Below are 26,283 nucleotides of genomic sequence, written 5' to 3' on the forward strand. Positions count from 1 at the left end.
TTGTATTTGTTTATGTTTTTTTTCTTTATTTCTACCCTTTCGGCTCAAGAAATAAATAATTTGTATCAAAACAAAAGATTTTCAAGTCAAGATAGCATCATACAATTAGAAAATGTAGCTTTAAACAGTTCTTTTTTTGAAGTTTTAGATTTAGAAGGAAAACCAATTACTACAGAAAAATACCAAATTGATTTCGAAAAGGGAATTCTAAAACTAAACAACATCTCACATGATTCCATTCAAGTTAATTATTTAAAATATCCAGATTTTCTTACGAAGACCTACTCTATCTACGACAAAAACCGAATGGTTTCCAATGATGTTGGTGCAAAATTATTTGTTGTTCCAGAAAAGAAAAAAAGTACATATGTTCCGTTTGACGGTTTAAATACCGACGGAAGTATTACTCGCGGAATTACGGTAGGAAACAATCAGAATATGGTTACTAACTCAAATTTAGACTTACAAATCACGGGTAAACTTTCTGAAAAAGTGAGTCTTAGAGCTTCAATTCAAGACAGTAATGTTCCGTTACAAAATGGTGGCTATTCTCAAAAGATTGATGAATTTGACCAAATATTTATCGAACTTTTTGGAAAAGATTGGTCGATAAAAGCGGGAGATTTATTCATTGAAAACAGAAAATCGATGTATATGAACTTTAATAAAAAAGTTCAGGGAATTTCTACCAAATTTACATTTGAAAGTGAAAAATCAAAAACCGAAATTGAAGCTGCAGCAGCTTTGGCACGTGGACAATATGCAAAAAGTAATTTCATTGGTCAAGAAGGAAATCAAGGTCCATACAAACTAAAAGGTACAAATGGCGAACTTTACATTCTAATTATTTCGGGTTCCGAAAAAGTTTATGTCAATGGACGCTTATTGACTCGTGGAGAAAACAATGATTATGTTATCGATTACAACTCTGGAGAAATTCGTTTTACATCTCTTTTTCCAATCACAGCCGATATGCGAATTGCTATTGAATATCAATACACAGATAGAAATTACACACGATATTTGGGATATGGTGGAATCAATCATAAAACCAAAAGTTGGGATTTCGCTGGATATGTTTATACAGAAAGTGATATAAAAAATCAACCTTTACAACAAAATCTAAACGAAGAACAAATCAAGATTTTACAAGAAGCAGGTAACGATATTAATCAAATGTATGCGCCATCGGCCTATGAAGATGCTTATTCTGAAAATAAAGTTTTATACAAAAAAGAAGATTACAACGGAACAGAGATTTTTGTGTATTCAAACAATCCGGATGATCAGTTATATTCGGTAAGTTTTAGTTTTATGGGAGCAAATCTGGGTAATTATGAATTAGCAAGCACATCGGGTATTGGAAAAATTTATCGTTTTGTAGAACCAATTGGCGATATGCCACAAGGAAGTTACGAACCTGTTTCTAGACTTATTGCTCCAACAAAATTAACCGTGGCAACTGTTATGACTAAATACAATCCGAATGAAAAAACGTTAGTCAATTTTGAAATTGCAATGAGTAATAATGACCAAAATTTATTTTCGTCAATTGATGACCAAAACAATAAAGGTTGGGCAGGTAACATCAACGGAAAACAGCGCATTTTATCTAAAAAAATTACTTTAGACGCCTTTGCTAATATGCAATTTGTACATAAAAACTTTCATCCGATTGAACGTTTGTATTCTATTGAATTTGATCGCGATTGGAATTTAGAAACGCAATTTGGCAATCAAAACATCATCACTGCAGGATTGACTGCAAATTTAAATCCGCAAAGTCAAATTACATATCAATTTGATAGATTGGAATTTACAAAATCATATGAAGGTTATAAAAATACATTAACCGCAAACTATAATAAAAATGGATTCGTAGCTCAAACAAATTCAAGTTTATTAACAGCAAATTCAACGACAAATCAAACCAATTTCATTAGAAGTAATTCAAAAGTTGTATATAAGAAAAATGAAAAATGGATTGGATTAAACTTTGATCTTGAAGATTATCAAGTTAAGAATAAAGATTCAAGAGAATTTCAGTCATCAAGTCAACGTTTCTTTCAAACAGATTTCTTTATTGGTCGTGGAGACAGTACAAAAATGTACATTGAGTTAGGTTATCAATTTCGAGCAAATGATAGTTTACAAAATAATCGATTACAACGAACCACACAAGCAAATGCTTTTTATGTAAAATCACAAGTTTTTAAAACGAAAACTTCTGATTTAAATGTTTATGCAAACTATCGAATTTTAGATTATAAATATGGAAATCTTCCAACAGAAAACACTTTAAATTCACGTATCGCTTACAATGATCGTTTCTTTAAGAATTTGATTCAGACAGCAACGGTTTATGAAAACACTTCCGGAAGTATTGCCCAACAAGAATTTACGTATCTTGAAGTTGAAGCAGGTTTAGGAACGCATATGTGGAACGATTATAACGGAAATGGAATTCAAGAATTAGAAGAATTTGAAGTTGCGCTTTTTCCTGATCAAGCAAAATATGTGCGTTTGTATTTACCTAATCAAATATATTTACGAACTCATCAAACTAAATTTTCAGAAGCCCTTAATATTAATTTCAGTATTTGGCAAAACGATTCTGGTTTTAAAAAATGGATCAGTAAATTTCATAATCAAACAACCTATATAATAGATAAAAATGTATTGAGAAACGGACAAGAAATTCAATGGAATCCGTTTGCTAAATCAGATGAAAGTCTGGTTTCAACAAATGAAAATTTCAGAAACAATTTTTATTTTAATCGTTCAAAACAGCGCTATTCTACAACCTATTCCTATATTCAAAATCGAACAAAAAATCTATTAAATTCAGGAAGTGTCGAAGGGAATTTAAAAACGCATCAATTTCAATTTACACATCTTGTAAAAAAACTTTGGTTGTTTAATTTCATTACCAAAGCAGAAAATGCTAATTCTGTTTCTGAAAATTATAGCGAAAAAAATTATCAAATCGATTCATATACGTTACATCCAAAAGTTTCGTATTTGTTTTCAACTCAAGCAAGTGTCGATATTTTTTATGAATATAAAAACAAATTTAACAACTTGAATAATCAAGAAACTTTAGATCAGCATCGAATTGGAGCATCGTTTACATACAACAGTATAAAAAAGTTTTCAATGAATGGCGAAATATCATACTATGAAAATAATTTTACTGGAAATCCCTTTTCGCCAGTTGCTTTTCAAATGTTAGAAGGTTTACAACCAGGAAAAAATATCACTTGGCGGTTATTAGTTCAAAGAAATTTAACCAAATATCTCGATTTAAATGTGAATTACCAAGGAAGAACATCGGAAACTGGAAACACGATTCACACGGGAACTATTCAATTAAGAGCGTTCTTTTAATGTAGATTAATTGCATATCAAATAAATAGTTCTATTTTTGTTTTTCAATTTACTTTAAAAAATATGAAAAAAGTTTTTCTTTTAGCAATTGCAACTGCATTCACTTTCGCAGCTTGTAAAGATACAAAAGCTGAAGCTACACCAGATGCGGCAGCAACAGAAGCAAATGCAACTCATGAAGACCACACAGGTCATGATCATGGTTCAGAAACACCTGTAGCTACAACAGAACAAGGAACACAAGCACCTGCTGCAACTAATGCTGAAGGAGTTAAATTAAATCCTCCACACGGACAACCAGGTCACCGTTGTGAAATTGCTGTAGGCGCACCTTTAGATGGAAGTGCTGCTCCTGCTCAAGCAACTCCAACTCAACCACAAGCCCAACCAGCAAACAGCGGAAAAGGATTTTTAGGCTCTGGAAATACGCAAGCTCAACCAACAGCTCAATCACCTCAAATTCAACAAACTGCACCTGCACAACAAACAGCTCCAGGTATGCAAGGAAAACCAAATCCTGCTCACGGACAACCAGGTCACCGTTGCGACATTTCTGTTGGACAACCTTTACCATAATTTTGAATCATTGCTTAGAATCATTAAATTCTAAACGCTAGATTACGAGATAAACAAAAGCGATTGAAACTCTATCGAATTTCAATCGCTTTTGTTATTTTGAATTCACTCAAATTATATTTCTGCTAATTTTGTTTTAAGATTTTCTAACATGGTTTTAGTCATTTTTTTCATATCAAAATCATGACTCCATCCCCAATCTTTTCTCGCTTGAGAATCATCAATACTAGAAGGCCAAGAATCTGCAATTGCTTGTCGGAAATCTGGTTCGTAAGTAATAGAAAAATCTTTTTGTTCTTCGGCAATGCACGCTGCTAATTCTTTAGGTGTAAAACTCATCGCAGATAAATTATACGATGAACGAATTTTTACATCTTCTTTTTTAGCTTGCATAATTCCAATGGTAGCTTTGATTGCATCATCCATAAACATCATTGGCAAACCTGTTTCTTCAGAAAGAAAACAATTGTATTTATTTTCTTCGATTGCTTTGTAATAAATATCAACTGCGTAATCTGTTGTTCCGCCGCCTGGTAACGTTTTCCAAGAAATTAAACCTGGATAACGAATACTACGAACATCAACACCAAATTTATTGAAATAATATTCACACCAACGTTCACCTGCTTGTTTTGAAATACCATAAACTGTTGAAGGTTCCATTACGGTATATTGAGGTGTATTATTTTTTGGAGTAGTTGGTCCAAAAACAGCTATACTAGATGGCCAGAAAATTTTCTTGATTTTATTTTCTTTAGCTAAATTCAACACATGAAAAAGAGAATTCATATTCAAATCCCAAGCAAAAGCAGGATTTTTCTCAGCAGTTGCAGAAAGTAATGCAGCCATTAAATAGACTTCATCTACTTTGTATTTTTCAACAACAGCAGTTACTTGCTCTAAATTCATTGCATCAAGTACTTCGAAAGGACCTGTTTGAAAAACTTCTTGTTCTCCTTTTCTAATGTCTGAAGCAATTACATTATCAATTCCGTAAACTTCTCTAAGCTTAGCGGTTAATTCAGTACCGATTTGTCCGCAAGCTCCAATGATTAATATTGTTGTGTTCATGTTCGTTAGTTTGTTTCAACAAATATAATGCATTAAATAATTCTTTAAAATAAAATCAAATAATAAATAATTCTTAAAAATTAGAATGTGTTTTGAGTCTTTTTTTTTGTTAATTATTTTTTTTTATTCTAATTGAAATTAATGTTATATTTATTTAACTAAACACTTTTAAAATGAAAAAGACAATATTACTTGTTCTTTTTGTATGTCTTTTCAATAAAAATTTTGCTCAAGAAATTACGAAATTGAACTCAAAATTCTACATTGATTTTGATGAACTCTATACAAACAATGGAATTATTGAAATTAAGGAATTAATAAATTATGATTTTTACTCAGATTTTGATGATGAAACTTTAAAAAAAATCAACATCGAAAAAGCAAAAAAAACAAAGAGTGAATTTACCATATTTAAGCCTCAAAAAGGAAAATATGTATTAGAAGATGAATTTTTTAAAATGCGATTCGATGTAAACGATAAAGGAGAATTCATTAACAATACAATTATTACTTTTGAAAATGGCGAGAACGAAATTCAAATATCTTTTCCTTTTGTAAACGGCAAATTCTCTAAGGCTACAGCAAGTGATTCTAAGGGAAATATATTTTATACAGTTGAAATTTCTGATTCATCTACAAAATTTAATCACTTTGATGCTGATGGAAAATTAGAACAAAGTACGATTATTAAAAAAGGTGACAAAATAGAAAATGCATTGCAAATTAGATATTATCCAAACGGTCAAATGATGTCTGAAATAGATAGATCTAAAAATATCGAAAAGTCATATTTCGAAAACGGTATTTTAGAATTTTCAATAGATGGCAATACTCAAGAGCGTTTTTATTATTATGACAATGGTCAATTAAAATCTCATGATTATTTGCTTAGTCAGGATGAAAAATGCACAAATGATTTTAAAGATAACCAATTGATTCTTACAAGATGTATCAACTACGAAACACGAATAAGTACTACAAAATTTTATAAAAATAGTAGTTTAGATTATTATTTTATTGAAGACGAATCTAAATTAGAGAGACGTAAATATGACCAAAATGATCAATTGATTGAAACGATAGCAATAGAAGAAAAAGTGGGAATTGCGATGTAATCGATTTCCAAATTTTATTTTTATTAAAAGATTAAATCAAAGATTCAACTCTAGCAATTGTGTCTAATTTAGATAAGGTTAGACGAATTATCGAATTCTCATTAGCTCTTAAATCATGCGGAACATTTGCATCTAAAGTTATCAAATCTCCAGCATTCATTTCTTGTATTTCCCCTTCAGAACCTAAATTAATAGAACCTTGAAGCACGTGAATTACAATCGGAAATGGCGCTTTATGTTCTTTCATTAATTGTCCTTTCGAAAGTGCAATTCGAATTTCTTTAGAAAACGAAGTTTCTAAAATCACTTTGGTTTGGATGCGTTCAGTATCAAAAACCAAATCTGTTGTAAAAGATTGTATTTTCATATTATTCCCACCATTTAAAATTTTCAAGTTCTAAACCTTTATCCACATCAAGTTCTGTTTCGCTAGAATTAATCAGAATCAAAGATTTCCAACCTTTATTAAAATATTTACTATTTGGAGAAAATTCTCCAGCACCAATATCTAAATCCCCACTTTCTGGAATTCTAAAATCTCCCCAATGGCATTTTTTCGATTTTTTGGTTTTATAACTGGTCCATTTTCCAATAAATTGATTATTAGCAAAACTATCTGAGAAAAAATCCAAAGCGTCGTAAGTCAATGTATTATTTAAATCAATTATAAAATTACTTATTAATTTTCCCGAAATCATACCGGATGATTTATCTGTTTTGTTTTCGAAAATATGGATTTCAAAGACAATAAATCCGCTTTTATAATCTGGATAACTTGTTTGATTTATAACGAATGCTTCTTTGACTAAAAAAGTACCTTGAAAAGAACAAATGTTATTTTTTACTCGAGTTTTTCCGGAAACAAAATATTCGTAAGGATTTTTTTCGTTTTTAACTACCGAAAAATATTTGATATCAAAACGTTGATAATCGTCACCTATAAATCCATAAATCAAAGCTTCAGACAGCATTTTTCTTTTAACACCTTCAGAAACTTCAAAAATTTCATTCGGTTTTATGACCTCAGATAAATTATAATCTTTAATTTGATTATAGAAATTAGTTTGCGACATTACAACAAACGTTTGCATGAAGCACACACAACAAAAAATCCAATATTTCATAAATCACCTTTTTACAAACTATTTAAATATCGCTTTACATTTGAACAAATTTTGAATCGTTGTAATCAAATTTAAATTCAATACTTTGTGAAATCAAATTTGGTAAAACGTCTGACATAAAATAAGAATAATCGTATTTTGAATTGTAATACAGATAAAAATCATATCGAGAATAATCAAAAGAAACAGAAAAAGTACCGTTTCGAACCAATTCTCTATCTGATTTGGTTATGTCTTTTTTATAAAATTTTTGCATCATATTTTTTTCAAAAACAGCAAAATCAGATGAATAACCATCTAAATATCCACTTTTAATTTCTGAAAAAACACCGTCTTTAAACATCAAAAACTTAAAATCGCTCTGAACCGAATTATAATTCTCCCTTTTTGTTTTAGAAATCACCAACAAATATCCGTTTTCTAAAGGCCAATATTTTAATACAACTTCCGCTTGAATTATAGAATTTTTCTCGGCACTTTTTTTAAAACTCAAATAATTGTACTTTAAATTAAAAATCGATTCGTAATATGTGTCATCTAAAAATCTAGCTCGGTCAGAGATTAATTCTCTACGTGCAAATTCAGACAAATCATCGACATAAATATCTGGAATTGCATAAAAAAAATCCAAAATATTTTGGGCATATCCAAAATTGATTGTAAAGAATAAAATAAAAATTTGATAAAGCTTTTTCATAAGTGTTGATTAAAAGTTTATTTCCTACGATAAAATATATAATCGGTATTTGCAGGTTCTATATGTATTTGTTTTAAATTGGTTGCGATTTGAGCGCGATGGTATGTCGAATGATTGATAATATGAAATAGTACATCATCAATCGTATTTGAAAAAACTTCATTCTTAGAATTTGAATACGAAATAAGTTCTTCTAAAGTTCTATTATCGAGAATCTCGATGGTATTTTGAAAATTTGACTGATTAATTTCGGTTAAATCAAAAAAACTTTGAGTTTGCCAAACTTCAAAAGGCTGTTGACAATTAATTCTTGAATTCCAAATTTGATGAGCATTGACAATATGATTAATCAAATTAATACTTTTCTCGTTAACTTGGTTTAAGTTCACAGAAAACAAATCAAACAAACGTTGATTCATTTCATAATTATATGTAAAGAGCTTTTCGAAATGTATTTTCATTTAAACATGTATTAACTAACTTACAAAAAAGAAAATTGAAGTTTGTTGAAATTATTCATTTCATAACCATTGGTAAGAATTAGACCATTTATAAAACGCATCAACTTTTTCTTTATTATCTTTTAAATATTTTATTGCATCTTTATCGTTATTAGCAGCAAAAGCAATATTTGCGAATGTATTTACTAAATCTTGTTTTTTCATTTCGATAAAATACGGAGCTAAATATTCCCAATAATAACCTGTTTGATTTTCTTTTGTTTCTGACAAACTATTAAAAAGAATTGATAATTTTCTTGAAAATTTTTGTACTTCACTATCGTTTTTAAATTCTTTATCATCATCTAAAGCTGCTGAAAGCGTCAAAACCATTTCGGAAGCAGAAAAATTGTTTGGAATTGATTTGGAACTTGCATTACTCAATAAACGTTCATCTAAAGAAATTGAAATTGAATTTTCGCCTCTTTTCGAAATTCCTTTATTCATCAATATTAATAGATAATTAAGATTATCTGTTGAACGTTGAGAATTATTATCTAAACTTAAAAATCTACAAGCTGACATTATTGCTGCGATTTTATTTGATTGATTCAAAATTGCTAATGCATTATACGACCCAGGATGATTTGGATTTAAAACAGAAGCTGATTGAATTGCTTCTTTTGCTTTTTCATTTTCTCCTAATCCAGTAAGAGCAATTCCTTTATTGAAATAAAGTTGATAATGATTTGGATACTTTTGAATTCCTTCGTCGTAAATTTTAATTGCCTTTTTAGATTCTTCTAATAAATCTAAAGCGTTTCCGTAAGTTACATACAACATCGTAAGTTCTTCATTTGGATGAAGTTTTAGAGCTCTTTTACAAATCTCAACAGATTCTTTATAATTCTGAGTAGTAACCAAAGTCATCGCTTTTTCTGCTAATGCTAGAAAATTGTCTTTATCAACTTTTAAAGCATCATTGTATTTAGAAATTGCCTGAGTATATTTTCCTTCGTCGTAAAATGCTACGCCTTCTAAAACTAATTCTTTAGCGACCTGAGGATTTTGAGCAAATGCAAATGAAGTAGTAAATAAGATAAAATAAGTAATTTTTTTCATAAGTGTTTTTTGATTTAATTACATATCTAAATATAATAAAAAAAGCTCCTGAAAAATCAAGAGCTTGAATATTAATTTGAATACGAAATCACGTATTTTTTTAAATCGGATTTTAATGTTCGGTGAATCACAAAATAAACAATCACTACATTACAAATCATCAAAGTTAATAAGACGCTTAACTTAATGCTGTTGGTATAAAAATCATAACTTTCTGCATTAAAAGAATTCATCGGCTCAACAAAAAAATTAAAAGCGAAATTGGTGATTACAGCGTTTAACCCGGTTAAAACAGCAATAATCCGAAAACTGATGCCGTTTAATAAAAATCGATTTTGTTTACCATTAATCTTTTCCGTTTGATACATGTTTACCAAAATCAATCCTAAACCAAACAACAAACAACTTATTGAAACCACAAATTTCACTTGAAAAAACCAAAATTCGTCAATCATTAAAAGTTTAAAAAGTACTATTCCAATCAAGAAAACATATAAAAGATAGGGCGAAAACAACATTTTTTTAAAAGCTGAAAAATACAACTTGGTATATTTACTTCTTAAGACTTTTTCTTTAGCAAGTTCTAATTTCTGAAGTTCGGTTGCCTTCCATTTTTGTTTGACTAATTCAAAAGCTTCTGAAAATGATTCGTTTTCGCTTTGCATTAAATCTTCAATATTCGAAGCGATATGATCCGTCATTTCGCACTGAATATCGTAAAACAAATGCTTTTTGTCTTTTCTTCCGAAAGAATCAAAATCGGTTATTTTTTGATTCGTAATCCAATTTGAAATTTGTTGTAACTGTTGAATGGTTATTTGCATTTTTAAATGGTTTGGTAACGTTTTTCGGTTTCGTCTATACTACTAATTAAGCTTGGTTTTATTACATCATAAAAAATAAAAATAAATAACATGTGAACAAGAAGAAACAGCGATAAAAAATACACTCCAGCGTTTGAAAGTGCTAAACTTTCATCAAAAATACGATTGAATAATGGATAAAAAATGGCTCCAAAACCAATTGTCGGAATTGAAAACACACTATGCGCAACCGATTGAATCAGCCAACTTTTCCCTTTTTTCTTTTGCTCTTTTTTTATTTTGGACATATAGCGTAAAGCATCAATCATAAAAACAACATAAGAAATAACCATTGCTGTCAAAGCTATTGTTTCTCCGAAATAGGCTGTTTTTATTAGCAAAAAATAAATTCCGAAATAAAGTGTGATAGTTAAAATTATCTTAGGAACAGAAAAAAAAGTTTTAATTTCTGTCCAAAGCATTTTATTGTAATACTTATGTAATTCGTTTTGTTTTTGTTCTACCAAACCGGTAAAACCAAAAATACCAAATTTTTTAAATTCGGCTTGCAAAACATCTTCAAAAGAAATGTTTGGATTTATCTCCCATTCTGCTTCAATGGCATTAGCTAAATGATCGACCAATTCTACTTGAACGTCGTAAAATTCGACAAAATGCTTTTTGGTAAAATCAAACAAATACACAATTTCTTTTTCAGTCAATTTTTTCATATCATTTCCATTTTTTGTTCTGTTAATCGAATTTCATTTTTAATTAATGGAATAATTTTAAAAAATAAAATGACAACAAAAAGTATATATAAAGTAGTACTTGTCGCACCGACAACAATAGAAAACAGATTTGGATTGCTTTTAATTGAAAAGCCAAAAAAGACAATAAAAGTAAACGGAATACTATAAAAATAGTTACTTATTGATTGAATTAAATATTTTTTATTACTTTTTTTAATTTTAATATATTGATATATCCATATAACAATTGTTGTAATTAACAACACTCCTTCTAGTGCCAACCAAATTTGCTCACCAAGTGTTGTTGGTTTTGAATAAAATTGAAATAATACATAAAACAAAGCCACTGAAATCACTATTTTTGGAATTGTAAAAAAGCTTTGCATTTCATTTTTAATTATATTCCAATAATGATTTTGCAAGGCTGCTTGTTTTTGTTCTACCAAACCAGAAAATCCAAAAACACCAAAGTTTTTATATTCTTTTTGTAAAGCTTCAGTAAACGAAATGTTTGGGTTTATTTCCCATTCGGCTTCAATGGCATTGGCTAAATGATCGACCAGTTCTACCTGAACATCGTAATGTTCTACCAAATGCTTTTTGGTAAATACAAATAATTGATCGATTTGTTCTTGCGTTAGTTTTTTCATTTTTATTGAAGTAAAGCGTTGTATTTTTTATCGTTTTTAAGCTTGTAATAAATCGGTAAATAATAAAACATTAAACTAATTGCTGTAAAACCAGACAATAAGATTAACGAAGGAAGTTCTGAAAATTTTCTAACCCAATGAATGCCAAAATACAAGTAAAACATAGAGATAAAACTTAAAGTAAAAAATGCACCAAATGTACTTGTAACCTTATTTTTAGATTTGAAATAATAGATACCAAAAACAACAAAACTAATAATTGGTAATGCTAAAGGAAGTACATCTAAATCTGCTAAAAATGTTTGATGATTTACAAAAGGTAAAGATTTAAAAACCAAGAAACAACAAACCCAAAGAACAAGAAAAACAGGATTTAAAAAAATATCTTTAAATATTGAAACGCGTTGCTTTGTTAATAGATACCATTGTGATAACTTTTGTGTTTTTAAATAATCGTTTTGTTCATTGAAAACAACGTTTAAATTAGCGTCAAAATCATTACATTCTTTTTCTTCAAGTAAACAAATTAAATGATCTAAAACTTCAATGCGAATATCTATAAAACCAAAACCGTAAGTAATTAATTTTTGATTTACTTGTTCAATTTGTTCTTGCATTAGTTTTTTCATACCAAAAACTTAAAAATTAAACTTGGCTCTTTTCATTTTGTTTACCAATTTAAGATGACGGAAATAATTACAGTATTTGATGATAAATGAAAAATAAAATGCACTAAAAAATAACAAAGTAACTAACCAAAGATTCAGGCTCTCTTCGTATTTAATCGAATTTTGAGGTATGAAAATAAAAAATATTGATAATGCACATAGTGAGATTAACATTTTTTTATTTGAATACGCCGCAATTTGTCCGTAAACTGTGGTGTAATTTCCGTTCTCATATTTCTTTAAAGTATAAATGTTTAAGAAAACGGCAATTGCAAATACAATGATTTTGTATATGTAAACCGTAGAATTAATCGTTTCTAATTCCATTGAATCTTTAAAAATAAAAAAAATACCTGGTACTAAAACGGAAGCTAAAATCCATAAAAAAATATCTTTTCTAAAATTTTGAGTTAACTGTTGTTTATAGAAAAATGGTATTTTAAATTCACCATAAAAATACTTTCCATTCCATTCGGTTTCTTGTAATTTAGATTTCCATTGGTCAAAAACAGTATCAAAAGCAAATTGAAAAGTTGAAGTTTGCATTTGGTCTTCAATCTCTGAAGCTATGTGGTCGATGATTTCGTATTTAGAATCGTCGTAATAAAAATCGTAATCGTTATATAATTTATTTTCGATTTGTTGAAGTTGTTCTGTAGTTAGAGTTTGTTTCATTTAAATAACTTTTAAAAGTTGGTTTTCAATTTTGATATTTTTATGAGCCACGAAAGCTCTGCTAACCATTAATATTGAGAAATATATTAAACCATAATAAAGCGGGAATAATTTAAAATTATCTCCATCCAATGACAATGCGATATTTAAAACTATAAAAAGAATAAAAGTCAATGAGTTTTTATAGATACGTTTATATGCATAAACGCTTAATGTTGTTGTAACTTTTGTCGTGATCTTTTTATAGAACAAATAAACATTTGCTATTAATCCAATTGAAATGACAGGTACTAAAAATGTTACTAACGAAGTTCCGCTTTCAATTAATTTATAAAAAACAAATGTCAATAAAATGGATAATACTAAACTTCCGAAATAAAATTTTGAATCTAAAGATTTCCAAAGTTTACAAACAATGTAAGGAACATTGCTATAAAAACTAATCGTTTTGGGCAAAATTAACGGATTCCATTTTGTCATAACTTTAATAAAAGCCGTTCTAAAATCAGAATTCAAATGGTTCATCTCTTCTTCAATTTCAGAAGCCAAATGGTCAACCATTTCTAAACGAACGTCATTAAAATCTTTGAAATCACATTTCTCTATTAAAGCTTTCTCAATAAATTGAAGTTGTTCTGTAGTTAAAGTTTGTTTCATTTAAATTGTTTTTAAATCAGGACCTGTAACAATGTTTTGCATGTTGCGAATAAAGTTTTCAAGCTCTTCCATACGCGAAACCGTTTCTTTAACTCCGTTTTCGGTTAACTTGTAATATTTACGAATTCGTCCGTCAACCTTATCCATTTCTACATCTAAAAAACCTTCTGCTTCCATTTTGTGTAACGCCGGATACAAAGCACCTTCGGTGATATTCATTTCGCCTTGGGTAATTTCTTTTACCTTTTGCGTGATTTCGTAACCGTACATTTTACCATTTTGTTCAAGAAGTTTCATAATAATGGTATTTAAACTTCCTTTATATAATTGTTGTTGCTTTTTCATACTAAAGAATTTTAGGTATAGCAAATATACATAATTTTCTTATACATCAAAATCATAGGTATTAAATTTTCATCTTTTTTTAAAAGCTGACATTCATCATAAAAATCACAAATTAAAAATTCGTATTTTTGCACAAATTAACGATATATGTCAACATTTAATTTACTTACCGTTAAGGAGGTTCGTAACGAAACACCTCATGCCGTTTCGATTTCTTTTGAAATTCCTGACACGTTAAAAAATTTGTACACTTTTATTGCAGGACAATATGTTACTGTAAAACACATATTCAACGGAAATGAAATTCGCCGTTCGTATTCTATTTCGTCATCACCAAAAAGTGGTGATTTTAGAATTGTTGTAAAAGCTATTGAAAACGGAGCCTTTTCGACCTTTGCAACCAACGAATTAAAAGCTGGTGACCAATTAGAAGTTGGAACTCCAGAAGGAAAATTTGTTTTTGAACCTAACGAAACCAAACAAAATAATTATTGTGGAGTTGCTGCAGGTAGTGGAATTACACCTATTATTTCGATTGCAAAATCGGTTTTAGAAAGCGAATCAAACAGTTCATTTGTTTTGATTTACGGAAACAAAACACCAGAAGAAACTATTTTTTATAACGAAATTCACGAATTACAACAAAAGTATGTGGGTCGTTTTTTTGTTCATTACTCATTTTCTCAAGCACATCCTGAAGGAAGTTTGTTTGGAAGAATTGAACGTTCGACTATGAATTTTGTTTTAAAAAATAAACATAGCGAAAAAGAATTCAAAGCGTATTATTTATGTGGTCCGGAAGATATGATCAACTTAGTTAGTGATGTTTTAGAAGGAAACAACGTAAATGAGAAAAACATTCATTTTGAATTATTTACTCCAAGTACCGATGGCGGAAAAAAAATTGATGCAAGCGGAATGGCTAAAATTACGGTTTTAGTTGACGATGAAGAAACGACGTTTGAGATGTCAAAAAAATTAGACATTTTAGACGCTGCTTTAAAACACGGAATCGACGCTCCGTATTCTTGTCAGGGTGGAATTTGTAGTTCTTGTATGTGTAGAATTGTAAAAGGTTCTGCCGAGATGAAGAAAAATTCTATTTTATCTGACGAAGAAGTTGCCGAAGGTTTGATTTTATCTTGCCAAGCAATTGTAACTTCAGACGAAATTTATGTTGACTTTGACGATGTTTAATCGAAACATTTTATCATAAAAAAACTCCCGCTGTTTTAAGAAAACATCAGGAGTTTTTAGTTTATTGATACATCAGAAATTATTTTGTAATTTCTTCATTATACAATTTAAATATTTGAATTAAATCGGGTACATTATTGATTTCAAGTTTTTCGAAAATTCGATTTTTATAAGTGCTAACCGTTGATTTTTGTAAATCCAATTCAGCTGAAATCTCAGTATTTCCGTAACCTTTGACTAAAAGTTTGGCGATTTCAAATTCTCTGTTTGACAACTGTTGTAATGCGTTTGATGGTTTTTTAAAGATTAAACTATCCATAATTTGATTTTGGATGTTTCTACTAAAATACTTTCCGTTGTTCATGACATCAGTAATCGCATTCTTGATTTCATTTACACCGCTTGATTTACTCAAATAACCATTTACATTAGCATGAAAATATCTAATCGCATACATGTTTTCGTCATGCCCAGAGAAAATTAAAATCTTAATATCTGGTTGAATTGCTTTAATTTTTGGAATAATTGTCAATGTATCACCTTCTGGAAAAGAAATATCTAAAATCAATAAATCGATTTTTTCTTTTTTCAAGGTTTCAACAATTTCACTTAATTTATCTATTTGGTAAATCTCTGCATCTTTATATAAATCTTTAATAATAAAAATCAGTGATTTTGCAATTATTTCATGATCATCTGCTGTGATAAATTTGAATTTATTAAACTTATTTATCATCTGTATTCAATTTATATTATTAATTATTAAGCTCGAGTTGAATTATTCGCTGTGCGTTTACAATCTTTTTATGAAGTTCGTTGCTCATTTCAAGGAAATTACTTGAATTAACTTCTGTTTCTTCCCACTTGTTTACTGTTTTTAACAAACCTACTAAACCAGACATTCCGGCTGTTCCTTTCAATTTATGTAAATACATTTTTACAGATTGGTTATTGAAATTATCTTCGATATGTTTTAAATTCAACAATGAACTATTAAGTTCTGTTACTAATAAATCTAAAAAATAAGCTTTGAATTTTTCATCACCACCGGTTTGGGCTTCTAATACAGATAAATCAATATTTTCTGAATCGTCAGTTACCTGAGTATCTGATAAGGTTTCAACCTCAAAATATTCAGCCAACATATTCAATAAATCGTTTTGTTTGATTGGCTTAGCTAGCATATCTGAAATTCCAGCATTCATACATTTTTCTTTTTCAATCAAAATATTTCCTGCCGTAACACCAATAATTGGAACATTGTCAAAACTTGATATTTTACGAATTTCTTTTGTTGCTTCAATACCATCCATTACTGGCATTTGAATATCCATTAAAATTAAATCAAAGTTTTCTCTTTGACAAGCTTCAAGAGCTAATTTACCATTTTCAACTTCAACTAACTCGGCGTTTGGCACAAGCAATTCCATGATTTTCAAATTAAGAGCCATATTCACAGGATTGTCATCTGCTAAAAGGACTTTAATCTTCTGAGAAATAATTTGTGCTTTTACAACTTCAGTCTCATTATTTGTTGAAATCTTGCTCAATTGTGTACTCGCTCTGTGAAGAACCGAATACAATTCATTTGATTTAATTGGTTTTAACAAACAATAAGATTGTTCTTCTTTTTTGATATTTGCAATTACTTCTTGTTCTTCTGAAGAAGTATGTAAAATGATCAACGGAATTTTATTACTTTTTTTCTTGAATAATTCTTTGATTTTTTCAATGGTTTCCAATCCAGACAAAATTGGCATATGATAATCCATTAAAATGGCATCATACTCATTGCCTTTCATTAAAAATTGAATTGCTTCTAAACCGTTTGCAGCTAATTCTGCTTGAACGTTTTTGAACGAAAGCATTTGTTTTAAAATGATTCTGTTTTTTTCGTTATCGTCAACAACTAAAACTTTTTGTAAATCGATAGTTTCATCATCATCATCAAGCGTTGAGTTTTCAAAAGGAACTTCAATATCAAAATAGAATACAGATCCAAGTCCTAATTCACTTTTTAAAGATAATGAACTTCCCATGTATTTCAGAATGTTGTTGGAAATTGTCAATCCTAAACCAGTTCCGCCATAACGTTTACTTACCGAACTATCTTCTTGCGTAAAGGCATCAAAAATACGTTGCTGTTTTTCGACTGGAATACCAATTCCGGTATCACGAACCGCAAAACGTAAAGTAACTTTTCCGTCAGCTTGAGCCATTTTACGAATTCGAAGTTCAATTTCACCACTTTCAGTGAATTTAACTGCATTTCCAAGTAAATTCATCAAGACTTGTTTGATACGTGCAACGTCCATCCAAACGAAATTTGGTAAATCGTTTTCTATATTAAGAAGTAATTCAATTTGCTTACGCTGAGCTTGGTATAAAACAACATTGATTACTTGATCACCAATATCAGATATTTTAAATTTATCGATGAATAATTCTAATTTACCCGATTCGATTTTTGAGAAATCTAGAATATCATTAATAATATGTAATAAGCTATTTCCTGATTCATTAATATAATTCAGATATTGTTGTTGAATTTCATTCAAAGGCGTTTTCAATAATAAATCAGAAAAGCCAATCACTCCGTTAAGTGGCGTTCTAATTTCGTGACTCATATTTGCTAAGAATTCCGTTTTGGCTTTACTTGCTATATCAGCCATTTTCTTAGCTTCAATTAATTCTTGATTGATTTTTACAGCAGGTGTTATATTTTGAGTAAACAAAATAATACCGCCAATTTCGCCTTCTAATCCATACCAAGGTTTAACTGCCCAATTATAATGCTGTGGATTTTCTTCTTTTAAATCTAAAAAAACTTGATTCTCATTTATATAAGAATGACCTTTTAATGCGTTTGCATAAATTTGTTTTCGCTCTTCAGGAACATTTCGAGAAAGATCATACATGTGGTTTCCAATAAGATTACGATTATCTTTATTAAACTCATCGGACCATTGTTTACTTACCGTAATGTAATTCAAATCAGTATCAAACATAGCTACTGCTGCAGGTACATCTTTAACAAAAGCCTGTAACATTGCTTCCTTTTTGGCAAGATCTAAATAAATCTTTTTATTCTCATCTATATCTTGAATAATTCCAAATAAACGCGTACAAACACCACCTTTGAATTCAGGAATTCCTTTTACTCGAACCCAAATCACAGTACCGTCAGCACGAACTAATTCTAATTCTTGATCATATGAAATACCTTCGTTAATAGCTTTTGAAATTGAACTATTAATAAATCCCTGACTTTCATCAGTATAGAATTTAATTGCTGAATCTAAATTTGGATCAAAATCTTCAGAAACACCATGAATCATTTTTGTATTCTTAGACCATGTTATTTGATTTGTTTCTAGATTTAACTCCCATCCTCCAACTTGAGCAACTTCATTAGTTTGTTCTAAAATTTGCTGCACATGTTTGTATTTCTTTTCTAAAAGAATTCGTTCCGTGATATTTAAAGCTGTGCTCACAACATAAGGTTCTCCATTTTCGTCGGTTTCGAGCATATTATGGTACATCCAATAAAGTTTAGTACCATCTTTAGCATTTAAGCGCATCAAACCTTTGGCAACTCTATTTTCTGCAATAGCTTTTAAATACTTGGCAATATCTTCTTTTTCAGATTCATCAACCAACGAATATAAACTCATTTGACTGACTTCATCTTCACCGTATAACAAGGCATTTCTACCTTGTTCATTTACAGCAATCATACTTCCTTTTAAATCATGAAGACTCATCAAGCCAATAGAATTCTCGAAAAACTTTTTGAATTTTTGTTCTGAATTGGCTAATTTGATTTTTTCTTTATTTTCTGCAGTGATATTTCTTCCAAAACATAAAATTTCAGTTTTAGAATTATTTAGTTTAATATGCCAATCAATCTCAACAATTTCGTTGGTTTCTAATGTAGATTTTGTGATAACTTGAATATCTTCAAAATCTTGCAAATTTAATTCTGATATTTTTTGGGAATCAAAAACATTATTAAACAAATCTATAAATGAAAATGAAGCTGTTTTGTCTTTAGTAAAATTAAAAAGCTTATCAAAAACTGGATTGGTTTCTTTGATCTTAAAAGTATTATCTAAAACACAAATGATGTTATTAGTCAAATTAAACGTATCCATAAAATATTCTGCATAAGCATTTTTCTTCTTACTTATCAGAATCTTTGTTATAGATTCGCTTAATTTTTTTATGGAATGTATTTGTTTAGGCGAAATTTTCTTTGGTTGAAAATCAAATGCACAGATAGTTCCTAATGCCACACCTTCTTCATCTAACAACGGAACACCAACATAAAAACGAACACCCGCCTGAATCATCATTTCATTATAACGAGAACGATCATCAAGTAAAGTATCTTCAATTACCAAAACCTCATCACTCATAATTGTGTATTGGCAAATTGTACTTTGACGAGGTACAGTTTCTAACTCAAATCCAACACAACTTTGAACAGTCTGTGTATTTGATTCCATCATTGCAATCAATGCTGCTGAGCAATCTGTGATCAAACAAGCAGCTTCAGCAAACACATCTAAATCAGGTTCTTTGGCTAAATTTTGTAATCCGTAATAAGCTAATTTTTCAAGACGCTTATTTTCATTTCCGGGCATTGGAAAATTTATCATTGCATTTATATTTGATGCAAATGTAGTATCTTTATAAATATGTTAGCAATTAGAATTTAAAAAACAAAAAAATATTTTAGAAGAAATTTTAGTTTTTTTTTAAGTAAAAAAAATAAGTTTTAGTTTTCTATTAATTTATAATCCTTAAAACTATATAAATCTTCAGTTTCAGAATTTACTTCAATAAATTGAATAATTTGGGGAGATAAAAACTCAAATTGATAGCTATCTATTTGCTCATCGGATTCGCGATATTCATAAAACACATCATTTATCACATACCAATTTCCAGTTTCAAAAAATTGTTCTACAGTTCCATCTTCGTAATGCGTTTCAAAAATAATTTCAAAAGTTCCGTCTGATTTTCGATGCATCATCCAAAAGTTAATTTCGCCAGCAACCATTTTTCCTTCGTCAGAGCCTTTCCATTTACCTACAAAACGGGCATCGATTGTTTTTGTCATTTTTTATTTTTAAAATGTAAAAATATAAAAAAGCTCGGCATAAAACCGAGCTTTTGTTATTCTTGAACCAAAGCATTTAATGCTTGGTGTACTTTATTGAAATTAAAATCTTGAATCACTTTTTCAAAGGCTTCAGAAATTTGTTTATTCATTAAATTACCAATACTTCCTTCGTGCGTGTGATTAACTTCTTTTAAAGGTTTGTATGTTCCGTCTTCGATAGCTAAACCAATATTTTTGTATGCTTCACGGAACGGAACACCGTTTAAAACTTCGTTATTCACCACCTCAACACTAAATAAGTAATCGTATTTTGAATCGTTTAAAATCGTTTCGTTAATCTGAATATGGTCTAACATCAAAACCAACAATTGCATACAATCATTTAATGATTCAAAAGCAGGAAATAAATTCTCTTTCAACAACTGTAAATCTCTAAAATAACCCGAAGGTAAATTCGTGGTCATTAAAGCGATTTCATTTGGTAAGGCTTGAATTTTATTACAACGTGAACGAATCAATTCCAAAACATCTGGATTCTTTTTATGTGGCATAATACTCGATCCTGTTGTTAAATGATCTGGGAATTTCACAAAAGCAAAATTCTGATTCATATATAACGTAATATCCATCGCCATTTTAGCCATAGTTGCGGCAATACTACTCATCGCTTGTGCCAAAATACGTTCGGTTTTTCCGCGTCCCATTTGTGCATAAACCACATTGTAATTTAATTGCTCAAAACCTAACAAATCAGTAGTCATGGTTCTGTTTAATGGAAACGATGAACCGTAACCTGCAGCAGATCCTAACGGATTTTTGTTTGTGATTTTCCAAGCAGCTAACATCAATTCTAAATCGTCAATTAAACTTTCTGCATAAGCACCAAACCACAATCCGAATGAACTTGGCATTGCCACTTGCAAATGCGTATAACCTGGAAGTAAAACGTTTTTATGTTTTTCGCTTAACGAAATCAAGGTGTCAAACAATTCTTTTACATGAAGAACCATCTGCTCGATTTCTGAACGGAAAAACAATTTTAAATCTACCAAAACTTGGTCGTTACGAGAACGTCCGCTGTGGATTTTTTTTCCAGCTTCACCGATGCGCTCCGTCAACATAAATTCAACTTGTGAATGTACGTCTTCAGCATGGTCTTCAATTTGAAACTGACCTGCTTCGATTTCGCGGAATATATTTTTTAATTCTTTTTGAATTTCTTTTAAATCTTCTGAAGTCAATAAACCAATAGATTCAAGCATTCGAGTATGAGCTAAAGAACCCAACACATCAAATTTTGCTAAATAAAAATCCATTTCTCGGTCGCGACCAACTGTGAATTTTTCAACGGTTTTATCTACTTCTGTATTTTTTTGCCAAAGCTTCATAAAACAATTTGGTCTAACATTTTAATATATAAAGGAATTCCTTCCTCAATTTCTTTTACATAAATAAACTCATCTGCGGTGTGCGAACGAGCCGAATCTCCAGGTCCTAATTTTAAAGACGGAATACTTAATAAAGCTTGGTCACTTGTTGTTGGCGAACCGTAAGTTTCGCGTCCTAAAGCAATTCCTGCTTGAACAATTGGATGATTCTTATCGATACAAGATGGTTTTAAACGAGTCGAACGTGGATGAATATCGCTTATCGTATTTTCGTGAACAATATCTAAAACTTCTTCGTTTGTATAAGCATCAGTTATACGAACGTCAACTACAAAATCGCAACTTGAAGGAACTACATTATGTTGCGTTCCTGCTTGAATCATGGTAACCGACATTTTAATAGGTCCGAATATTTCAGATTCCTTTGGAAACTTATACGTTTGAAACCAAGCAATATCTTTCATCGCATTGTAGATAGCATTTTCACCTTCTTCACGAGCCGCATGACCAGATTTACCAGGTGCTTTACATTCTAAAACCATCAAACCTTTTTCGGCAATAGCCAAATGCATTTGTGTTGGTTCACCTACAATGGCAAATTCCAATTCACCTAATTTCGGAACAACAAATTCCAATCCGTGTAGGCCAGAAATTTCTTCTTCAGCTGTAGCTGCTAAAACAAAATTGTATTTTAAATCTTGTTTTTCGTAATAATGTAGGAATGTTCCGATTAACGAAACCAAACATCCACCTGCATCGTTACTTCCTAAACCAAAAAGTTTTCCATCGATAATTTCTGGGAAGAAAGGGTCACGTGTATAATCTTTATTCGGATGAACCGTATCGTGATGAGAATTCAACAAAATGGTTGGTTTTGATGAATCGAAATATTTATTGAAAGCCCAAACATTATTTAATTCACGATGCGTTTTAACTCCGTGATTTTGTAAATATGTATCGATAATTTGAGCTGTTTGATCTTCTTCTTTACTAAAAGATTGCGTTCGGATTAAATCCATCAACAATCCAACACTTCCTTCTATAATCTTTTCCATCTATTTTTTATTTGGAGACAATGGTTCCGGCAAACTCATCTAACAAATCGTTTGCGTTTTTAATAATTACTTGAGAAACACCTTTATTCACTGCTTGTAAGGCGTTTGTAATTTTTGGAATCATTCCGTCTGCAATAATATTTTCTGTAACAAAAGTATTAAAATTCAATTCATTAATAGAACGAATTACAGAATTTTCGTCGTTAATATCTTTTAAAACACCTTTTCTCTCAAAACTAAAAATCAAACGAACGTCGTAAAATTCTGCTAAAGCAATCGCAATAGTAGAAGCAACCGTGTCGGCATTTGTATTAAACAACTGACCTTGACCATCGTGCGTAATTGCTGAGAAAACAGGTAGGAAATTTTTATCTAACAAATCTTTCAAGAAATCGGCATTGACATTTTCTTCGGTAATATCGCCAACATAACCATAATCAATTTCTACAACCGGACGTTTTTTAGCAACAATTACATTTCCGTCAGCGCCGGTTAATCCGATGGCATTTTCTTTTAAACCTTGAAGTTTTGCAACAATCGTTTTATTAGTCAATCCTGCATAAACCATGGTTACCACTTTAAGCATTTCGGCATCTGTAATTCTTCGACCTTGTACCATTTCTGGATTCAACCCGATTTTTTTACTTAATTCCGTTGCTATTTTACCACCTCCATGAACAAGAATTTTCTTTCCTGGGATTTGATGAAACAAGTTTAAGAAATCGTTTAAAGCTATTTCGTTGTCAATGATGTTTCCACCGATTTTTACAAGTGTTAGTTTTTTCATTGTTTTGATTTTTGTTGTATCGTCAATTGACCACAACTTTATTTAATACTGAGAGCAACGTCGAATTTACCTCAATGTTATTCAGAACGAAGCGATAGCGAAGTAAAGAATCTTTTTATTATAGATTCCTCCTATCGTCGGAATGACAAAGTATTGAATTCTTAATTCTCAATACTAAAATCTCAATACTTATTATTTATTTTCCAAAATGCGTTTGATAACAACTTGAGCTGCCCAAACACGATTTCCAGCTTCTTTAACTACTAATGATTTTTCTGAATCAAGAATATCAGAACCTAATTCTAAATCACGACGAACTGGTAAACAGTGCATTACTTTAGCATCGTTAGTGATTTTTAAACTTTCTAAAGTTGGCATCCATTCTCCTTCAAAAGGTAAAATCTTTCCGTAATCTTTATAGCTTGACCAGTTTTTTACGTAAATAAAATCGGCATCTTTAAATGCTTCTTCTTGATTATAAACCAAAGTCGCACCCGGAGTAAAATCTTCATTTAACTCATATCCTTTTGGTTGCGCAATAACAAAGTCAACTAAACCTTGTTTTTGAGCTTCGCACATCCATTCAGAAAATGAATTCGGAACAGCTTGTGGTAAAGCCTTTACGTGAGGCGCCCAAGTTAAGACAACTTTAGGCTTTTTACCGTTGGGAATATATTGTTGCGTAGCTTCATTAAAAGTAAAATCACCGTTTTCAATAATCGTGATTAAATCAGTTAAACTTTGTAATGGATGGCGCGTTGCACTTTCTAAACTTACAACCGGCGTATTACAGAATTTTAAAAATTTATTGAATAAATCTTCGCTATAATCTTCTTCAGCATCTTTTAAGCCTGGGAAACAACGTAATCCTAAAATATCGCAATATTCACCCATAACAGCAGCTGCTTCACGAATATGCTCAACCGTAGTTCCGTTCATTACTACACCATCGCGCGTTTCTAATGCCCAACCATCTTTGTCCATATTCATTACCATAACATTCATTCCTAAATTCATGGCTGCTTTTTGCGTACTTAAACGCGTACGTAAACTTGGATTTAGAAAAACTAAGCCCATCATTTTGTGTTTACCTAATGCTTCATTTGCGTTAGGCGAAGCTTTTTCTTGTAAAGCTTCATGTACAATTTGTGATAAATTAGCTACATCACCAACCGAAAAGAATTTTTCCATTTATCTTGATTTCAAATTGTTTATAATTAATTTAAGTCTTAAAGTTGAAAGTTTTCATGTCTAATGTCATTCAGAACGATGCGTTAGCAAAGTGAAGAATCCTTATGTTTTAGATTCCTCCTATCGTCGGAATGACAATTCAAACCTTTTTCAAAAGACTAATACTTATTTAATTGTCCTTTTAAAGCTTCTAAGAAGATATCTGCTTCTACTTTCGATACGTTTAATGCAGGTAATAAACGAATAACGTTTGGAGCTGCATAACCAGTAAAGATTTTATTTTCGAATAATAAATTATCTTTTACCGCTTTTAATTCCATTGGTAAATCAATTCCAATCATTAAACCTTTACCACGAACTTCAGTAATTTTATCGAAACCCTTTAATTCGTTCATTAAGTAATTTCCAACTTCTAAAGCATTTGCCATTAAATTATCTTTTTTGATAACTTCTAAAACCGACAATGCCGCAGCACATGCTAAATGATTACCACCAAAAGTTGTACCTAACTCACCATGCCACGGAATAAATTTTTCAGAAATAGAAATTCCACCAATCGGGAAACCATTCCCCATTCCTTTTGCCATAGTGTAAATATCAGCTTCAACACCTGAATAATCTTGTGCGTAGAATTTACCTGAACGACCGTAACCACACTGAACCTCATCTGCAATAAAAACAGCATTGTACTGCGTAGTTAAAGTTCTGATTTTTTGTAAAAAAAAATCTGTAGCTAATTGAATTCCACCAACTCCTTGGATACTTTCAATAATTACAGAAGAAATTTCGTTGCCAAAATCGGCAAATGCTTTTTCTAAAGCTGTTTCATCATTAAATGGTAAAAAAACTACATTGTCGGTTTCGTTAACTGGCGCAACAATTTTTGGATTATCGGTTGCTGCAACTGCTAATGAAGTACGTCCGTGAAATGCATTTTTAAAAGCGACGATTTTTTTACGATTGTTGTAGAACGATGCTAATTTTAACGCGTTTTCATTTGCTTCTGCACCTGAATTACATAAAAACAATTGGTAATTTGTTTTACCAGAAACTTCTCCTAACAAAGAAGCTAATTGTTTTTGGATAGGAATTTCAATTGAGTTTGAATAGAAACCTAAATTTTGTAATTGTTCTGTTAATCTGTTTACATAATGTGGATTAGTGTGACCGATTGAAATCACCGCATGACCACCATATAAATCTAAATATTTTGTTCCGTTTGCATCGAAAACATAAGACCCTTGTCCTTTTTGAATTTCGATGGCATTTACCGGATATACATCAAATAATTTCATTCCTTAATCTGTTTAAAGTCTTAATGTCAAATGGCATAAAGAGCTCTTAATACTTTGTACTTTTATCTTAATTCTTGTCATTCAGAACGTAGTCATAGCGTAGTGAAGAATCTTTATTATAATTAGATTCCTCCTTTCGTCGGAATGACAAAGATTCTAA

24 protein-coding genes and 1 pseudogene are annotated in these 26,283 nt (G+C 30.3%); 4 read left to right on the plus strand and 21 right to left on the minus strand.

Annotated elements, in window-relative coordinates; genetic code table 11:
- The first annotated feature begins 12 nt into the window (after positions 1-12).
- The gene (locus HW119_RS04630) at positions 13-3,387 is read left to right on the plus strand and encodes a hypothetical protein (protein WP_255498002.1); all 3,375 of its coding nucleotides are present in this window, start codon (positions 13-15) and stop codon (positions 3,385-3,387) included.
- 264 nt (positions 3,388-3,651) lie between these two features.
- Positions 3,652-3,963: pseudogene (locus HW119_RS16900) on the plus strand (hypothetical protein); the annotation flags it as partial.
- A gap of 114 nt (positions 3,964-4,077) precedes the next feature.
- On the opposite strand, the gene HW119_RS04640 reads toward HW119_RS16900, so the two are convergent.
- Positions 4,078-5,034: an NAD-dependent epimerase/dehydratase family protein gene (locus HW119_RS04640; RefSeq protein WP_177761623.1), complete on the minus strand. Its 957-nt coding sequence runs from the start codon at positions 5,032-5,034 to the stop codon at positions 4,078-4,080.
- A 173-nt stretch (positions 5,035-5,207) separates the two neighbouring features.
- Here HW119_RS04640 and HW119_RS04645 point away from each other — a divergent pair, with 173 nt between their 5' ends.
- Complete coding sequence (locus tag HW119_RS04645; RefSeq protein ID WP_177761625.1) at positions 5,208-6,149, plus strand: hypothetical protein; 942 nt, start codon at positions 5,208-5,210, stop codon at positions 6,147-6,149.
- Positions 6,150-6,180: 31 nt separating this feature from the next.
- Here HW119_RS04645 and HW119_RS04650 read toward each other — a convergent pair whose 3' ends face one another.
- The 12 genes from HW119_RS04650 to HW119_RS04705 all read right to left on the minus strand — a co-directional run bounded on the left by HW119_RS04650 (position 6,181) and on the right by HW119_RS04705 (position 14,082).
- Positions 6,181-6,516 carry a cupin domain-containing protein gene (locus tag HW119_RS04650; protein WP_177761627.1) on the minus strand — a complete coding sequence of 112 codons (336 nt, stop codon included), beginning with the start codon at positions 6,514-6,516 and terminating at the stop codon, positions 6,181-6,183.
- A 1-nt stretch (position 6,517) separates the two neighbouring features.
- A complete protein-coding gene (locus tag HW119_RS04655; protein ID WP_177761629.1) occupies positions 6,518-7,273 on the minus strand; it encodes a hypothetical protein in 756 nt (251 codons plus the stop codon).
- A 34-nt stretch (positions 7,274-7,307) separates the two neighbouring features.
- Entirely contained in the window at positions 7,308-7,970 is a 663-nt protein-coding gene (locus HW119_RS04660; RefSeq protein WP_177761631.1) for a hypothetical protein, read from the minus strand.
- A gap of 17 nt (positions 7,971-7,987) precedes the next feature.
- Positions 7,988-8,431 (minus strand): DinB family protein, encoded by a 444-nt coding sequence (locus HW119_RS04665; RefSeq protein WP_177761633.1) that lies wholly within the window; start codon positions 8,429-8,431, stop codon positions 7,988-7,990.
- A gap of 60 nt (positions 8,432-8,491) precedes the next feature.
- Positions 8,492-9,532, minus strand: a complete 1,041-nt coding sequence (locus tag HW119_RS04670; protein WP_177761635.1) for a tetratricopeptide repeat protein — start codon at positions 9,530-9,532, stop codon at positions 8,492-8,494.
- Positions 9,533-9,603: 71 nt separating this feature from the next.
- A complete protein-coding gene (locus HW119_RS04675; protein ID WP_177761637.1) occupies positions 9,604-10,356 on the minus strand; it encodes a hypothetical protein in 753 nt (250 codons plus the stop codon).
- A 2-nt stretch (positions 10,357-10,358) separates the two neighbouring features.
- On the minus strand, positions 10,359-11,066 hold the full coding sequence (locus tag HW119_RS04680) for a hypothetical protein (protein WP_177761639.1): 708 nt from the start codon (positions 11,064-11,066) through the stop codon (positions 10,359-10,361).
- A complete protein-coding gene (locus HW119_RS04685; RefSeq protein WP_177761641.1) occupies positions 11,063-11,737 on the minus strand; it encodes a hypothetical protein in 675 nt (224 codons plus the stop codon). The genes HW119_RS04680 and HW119_RS04685 overlap by 4 nt, the downstream gene beginning before the upstream one ends.
- 2 nt (positions 11,738-11,739) lie before the next feature.
- Positions 11,740-12,366 carry a hypothetical protein gene (locus HW119_RS04690; protein ID WP_177761643.1) on the minus strand — a complete coding sequence of 209 codons (627 nt, stop codon included), beginning with the start codon at positions 12,364-12,366 and terminating at the stop codon, positions 11,740-11,742.
- A 9-nt stretch (positions 12,367-12,375) separates the two neighbouring features.
- The gene (locus HW119_RS04695) at positions 12,376-13,080 is read right to left on the minus strand and encodes a hypothetical protein (RefSeq protein WP_177761645.1); all 705 of its coding nucleotides are present in this window, start codon (positions 13,078-13,080) and stop codon (positions 12,376-12,378) included.
- Positions 13,081-13,737, minus strand: a complete 657-nt coding sequence (locus HW119_RS04700) for a hypothetical protein (RefSeq protein ID WP_177761647.1) — start codon at positions 13,735-13,737, stop codon at positions 13,081-13,083.
- Positions 13,738-14,082, minus strand: a complete 345-nt coding sequence (locus tag HW119_RS04705) for a PadR family transcriptional regulator (protein WP_177761649.1) — start codon at positions 14,080-14,082, stop codon at positions 13,738-13,740.
- Positions 14,083-14,229: 147 nt separating this feature from the next.
- Between HW119_RS04705 and HW119_RS04710 the strand changes: the two genes are divergently transcribed.
- The gene (locus HW119_RS04710; protein WP_177761651.1) at positions 14,230-15,279 is read left to right on the plus strand and encodes a ferredoxin--NADP reductase; all 1,050 of its coding nucleotides are present in this window, start codon (positions 14,230-14,232) and stop codon (positions 15,277-15,279) included.
- Between the two features lie 79 nt (positions 15,280-15,358).
- On the opposite strand, the gene HW119_RS04715 is transcribed toward HW119_RS04710, so the two are convergent.
- The 8 genes from HW119_RS04715 to HW119_RS04750 form a co-directional block, all read right to left on the minus strand.
- The gene (locus HW119_RS04715) at positions 15,359-16,015 is read right to left on the minus strand and encodes a response regulator transcription factor (RefSeq protein ID WP_177761653.1); all 657 of its coding nucleotides are present in this window, start codon (positions 16,013-16,015) and stop codon (positions 15,359-15,361) included.
- Positions 16,016-16,034: 19 nt separating this feature from the next.
- Positions 16,035-19,940 carry a response regulator gene (locus HW119_RS04720; RefSeq protein WP_177761655.1) on the minus strand — a complete coding sequence of 1,302 codons (3,906 nt, stop codon included), beginning with the start codon at positions 19,938-19,940 and terminating at the stop codon, positions 16,035-16,037.
- 119 nt (positions 19,941-20,059) lie between these two features.
- Positions 20,060-20,404 (minus strand): hypothetical protein, encoded by a 345-nt coding sequence (locus tag HW119_RS04725; protein ID WP_177761657.1) that lies wholly within the window; start codon positions 20,402-20,404, stop codon positions 20,060-20,062.
- Positions 20,405-20,460: 56 nt separating this feature from the next.
- Positions 20,461-21,795, minus strand: coding sequence for an argininosuccinate lyase (argH, locus tag HW119_RS04730; RefSeq protein WP_177761659.1), 1,335 nt, complete (start codon positions 21,793-21,795; stop codon positions 20,461-20,463).
- Positions 21,792-22,850: a M20 family metallo-hydrolase gene (locus HW119_RS04735; RefSeq protein ID WP_177761661.1), complete on the minus strand. Its 1,059-nt coding sequence runs from the start codon at positions 22,848-22,850 to the stop codon at positions 21,792-21,794. Before HW119_RS04735 ends, argH begins: the two co-directional genes overlap by 4 nt.
- A gap of 7 nt (positions 22,851-22,857) precedes the next feature.
- Positions 22,858-23,637 carry an acetylglutamate kinase gene (gene argB, locus HW119_RS04740; protein WP_177761663.1) on the minus strand — a complete coding sequence of 260 codons (780 nt, stop codon included), beginning with the start codon at positions 23,635-23,637 and terminating at the stop codon, positions 22,858-22,860.
- Positions 23,638-23,829: 192 nt separating this feature from the next.
- A complete protein-coding gene (locus tag HW119_RS04745) occupies positions 23,830-24,828 on the minus strand; it encodes an acetylornithine carbamoyltransferase (RefSeq protein WP_177761665.1) in 999 nt (332 codons plus the stop codon).
- Positions 24,829-24,986: 158 nt separating this feature from the next.
- Positions 24,987-26,123 carry an aspartate aminotransferase family protein gene (locus HW119_RS04750; RefSeq protein ID WP_177761667.1) on the minus strand — a complete coding sequence of 379 codons (1,137 nt, stop codon included), beginning with the start codon at positions 26,121-26,123 and terminating at the stop codon, positions 24,987-24,989.
- Positions 26,124-26,283 lie beyond the last annotated feature (160 nt).

This window comes from Flavobacterium sp. I3-2 (assembly GCF_013389595.1).
GTDB lineage: Bacteria > Bacteroidota > Bacteroidia > Flavobacteriales > Flavobacteriaceae > Flavobacterium.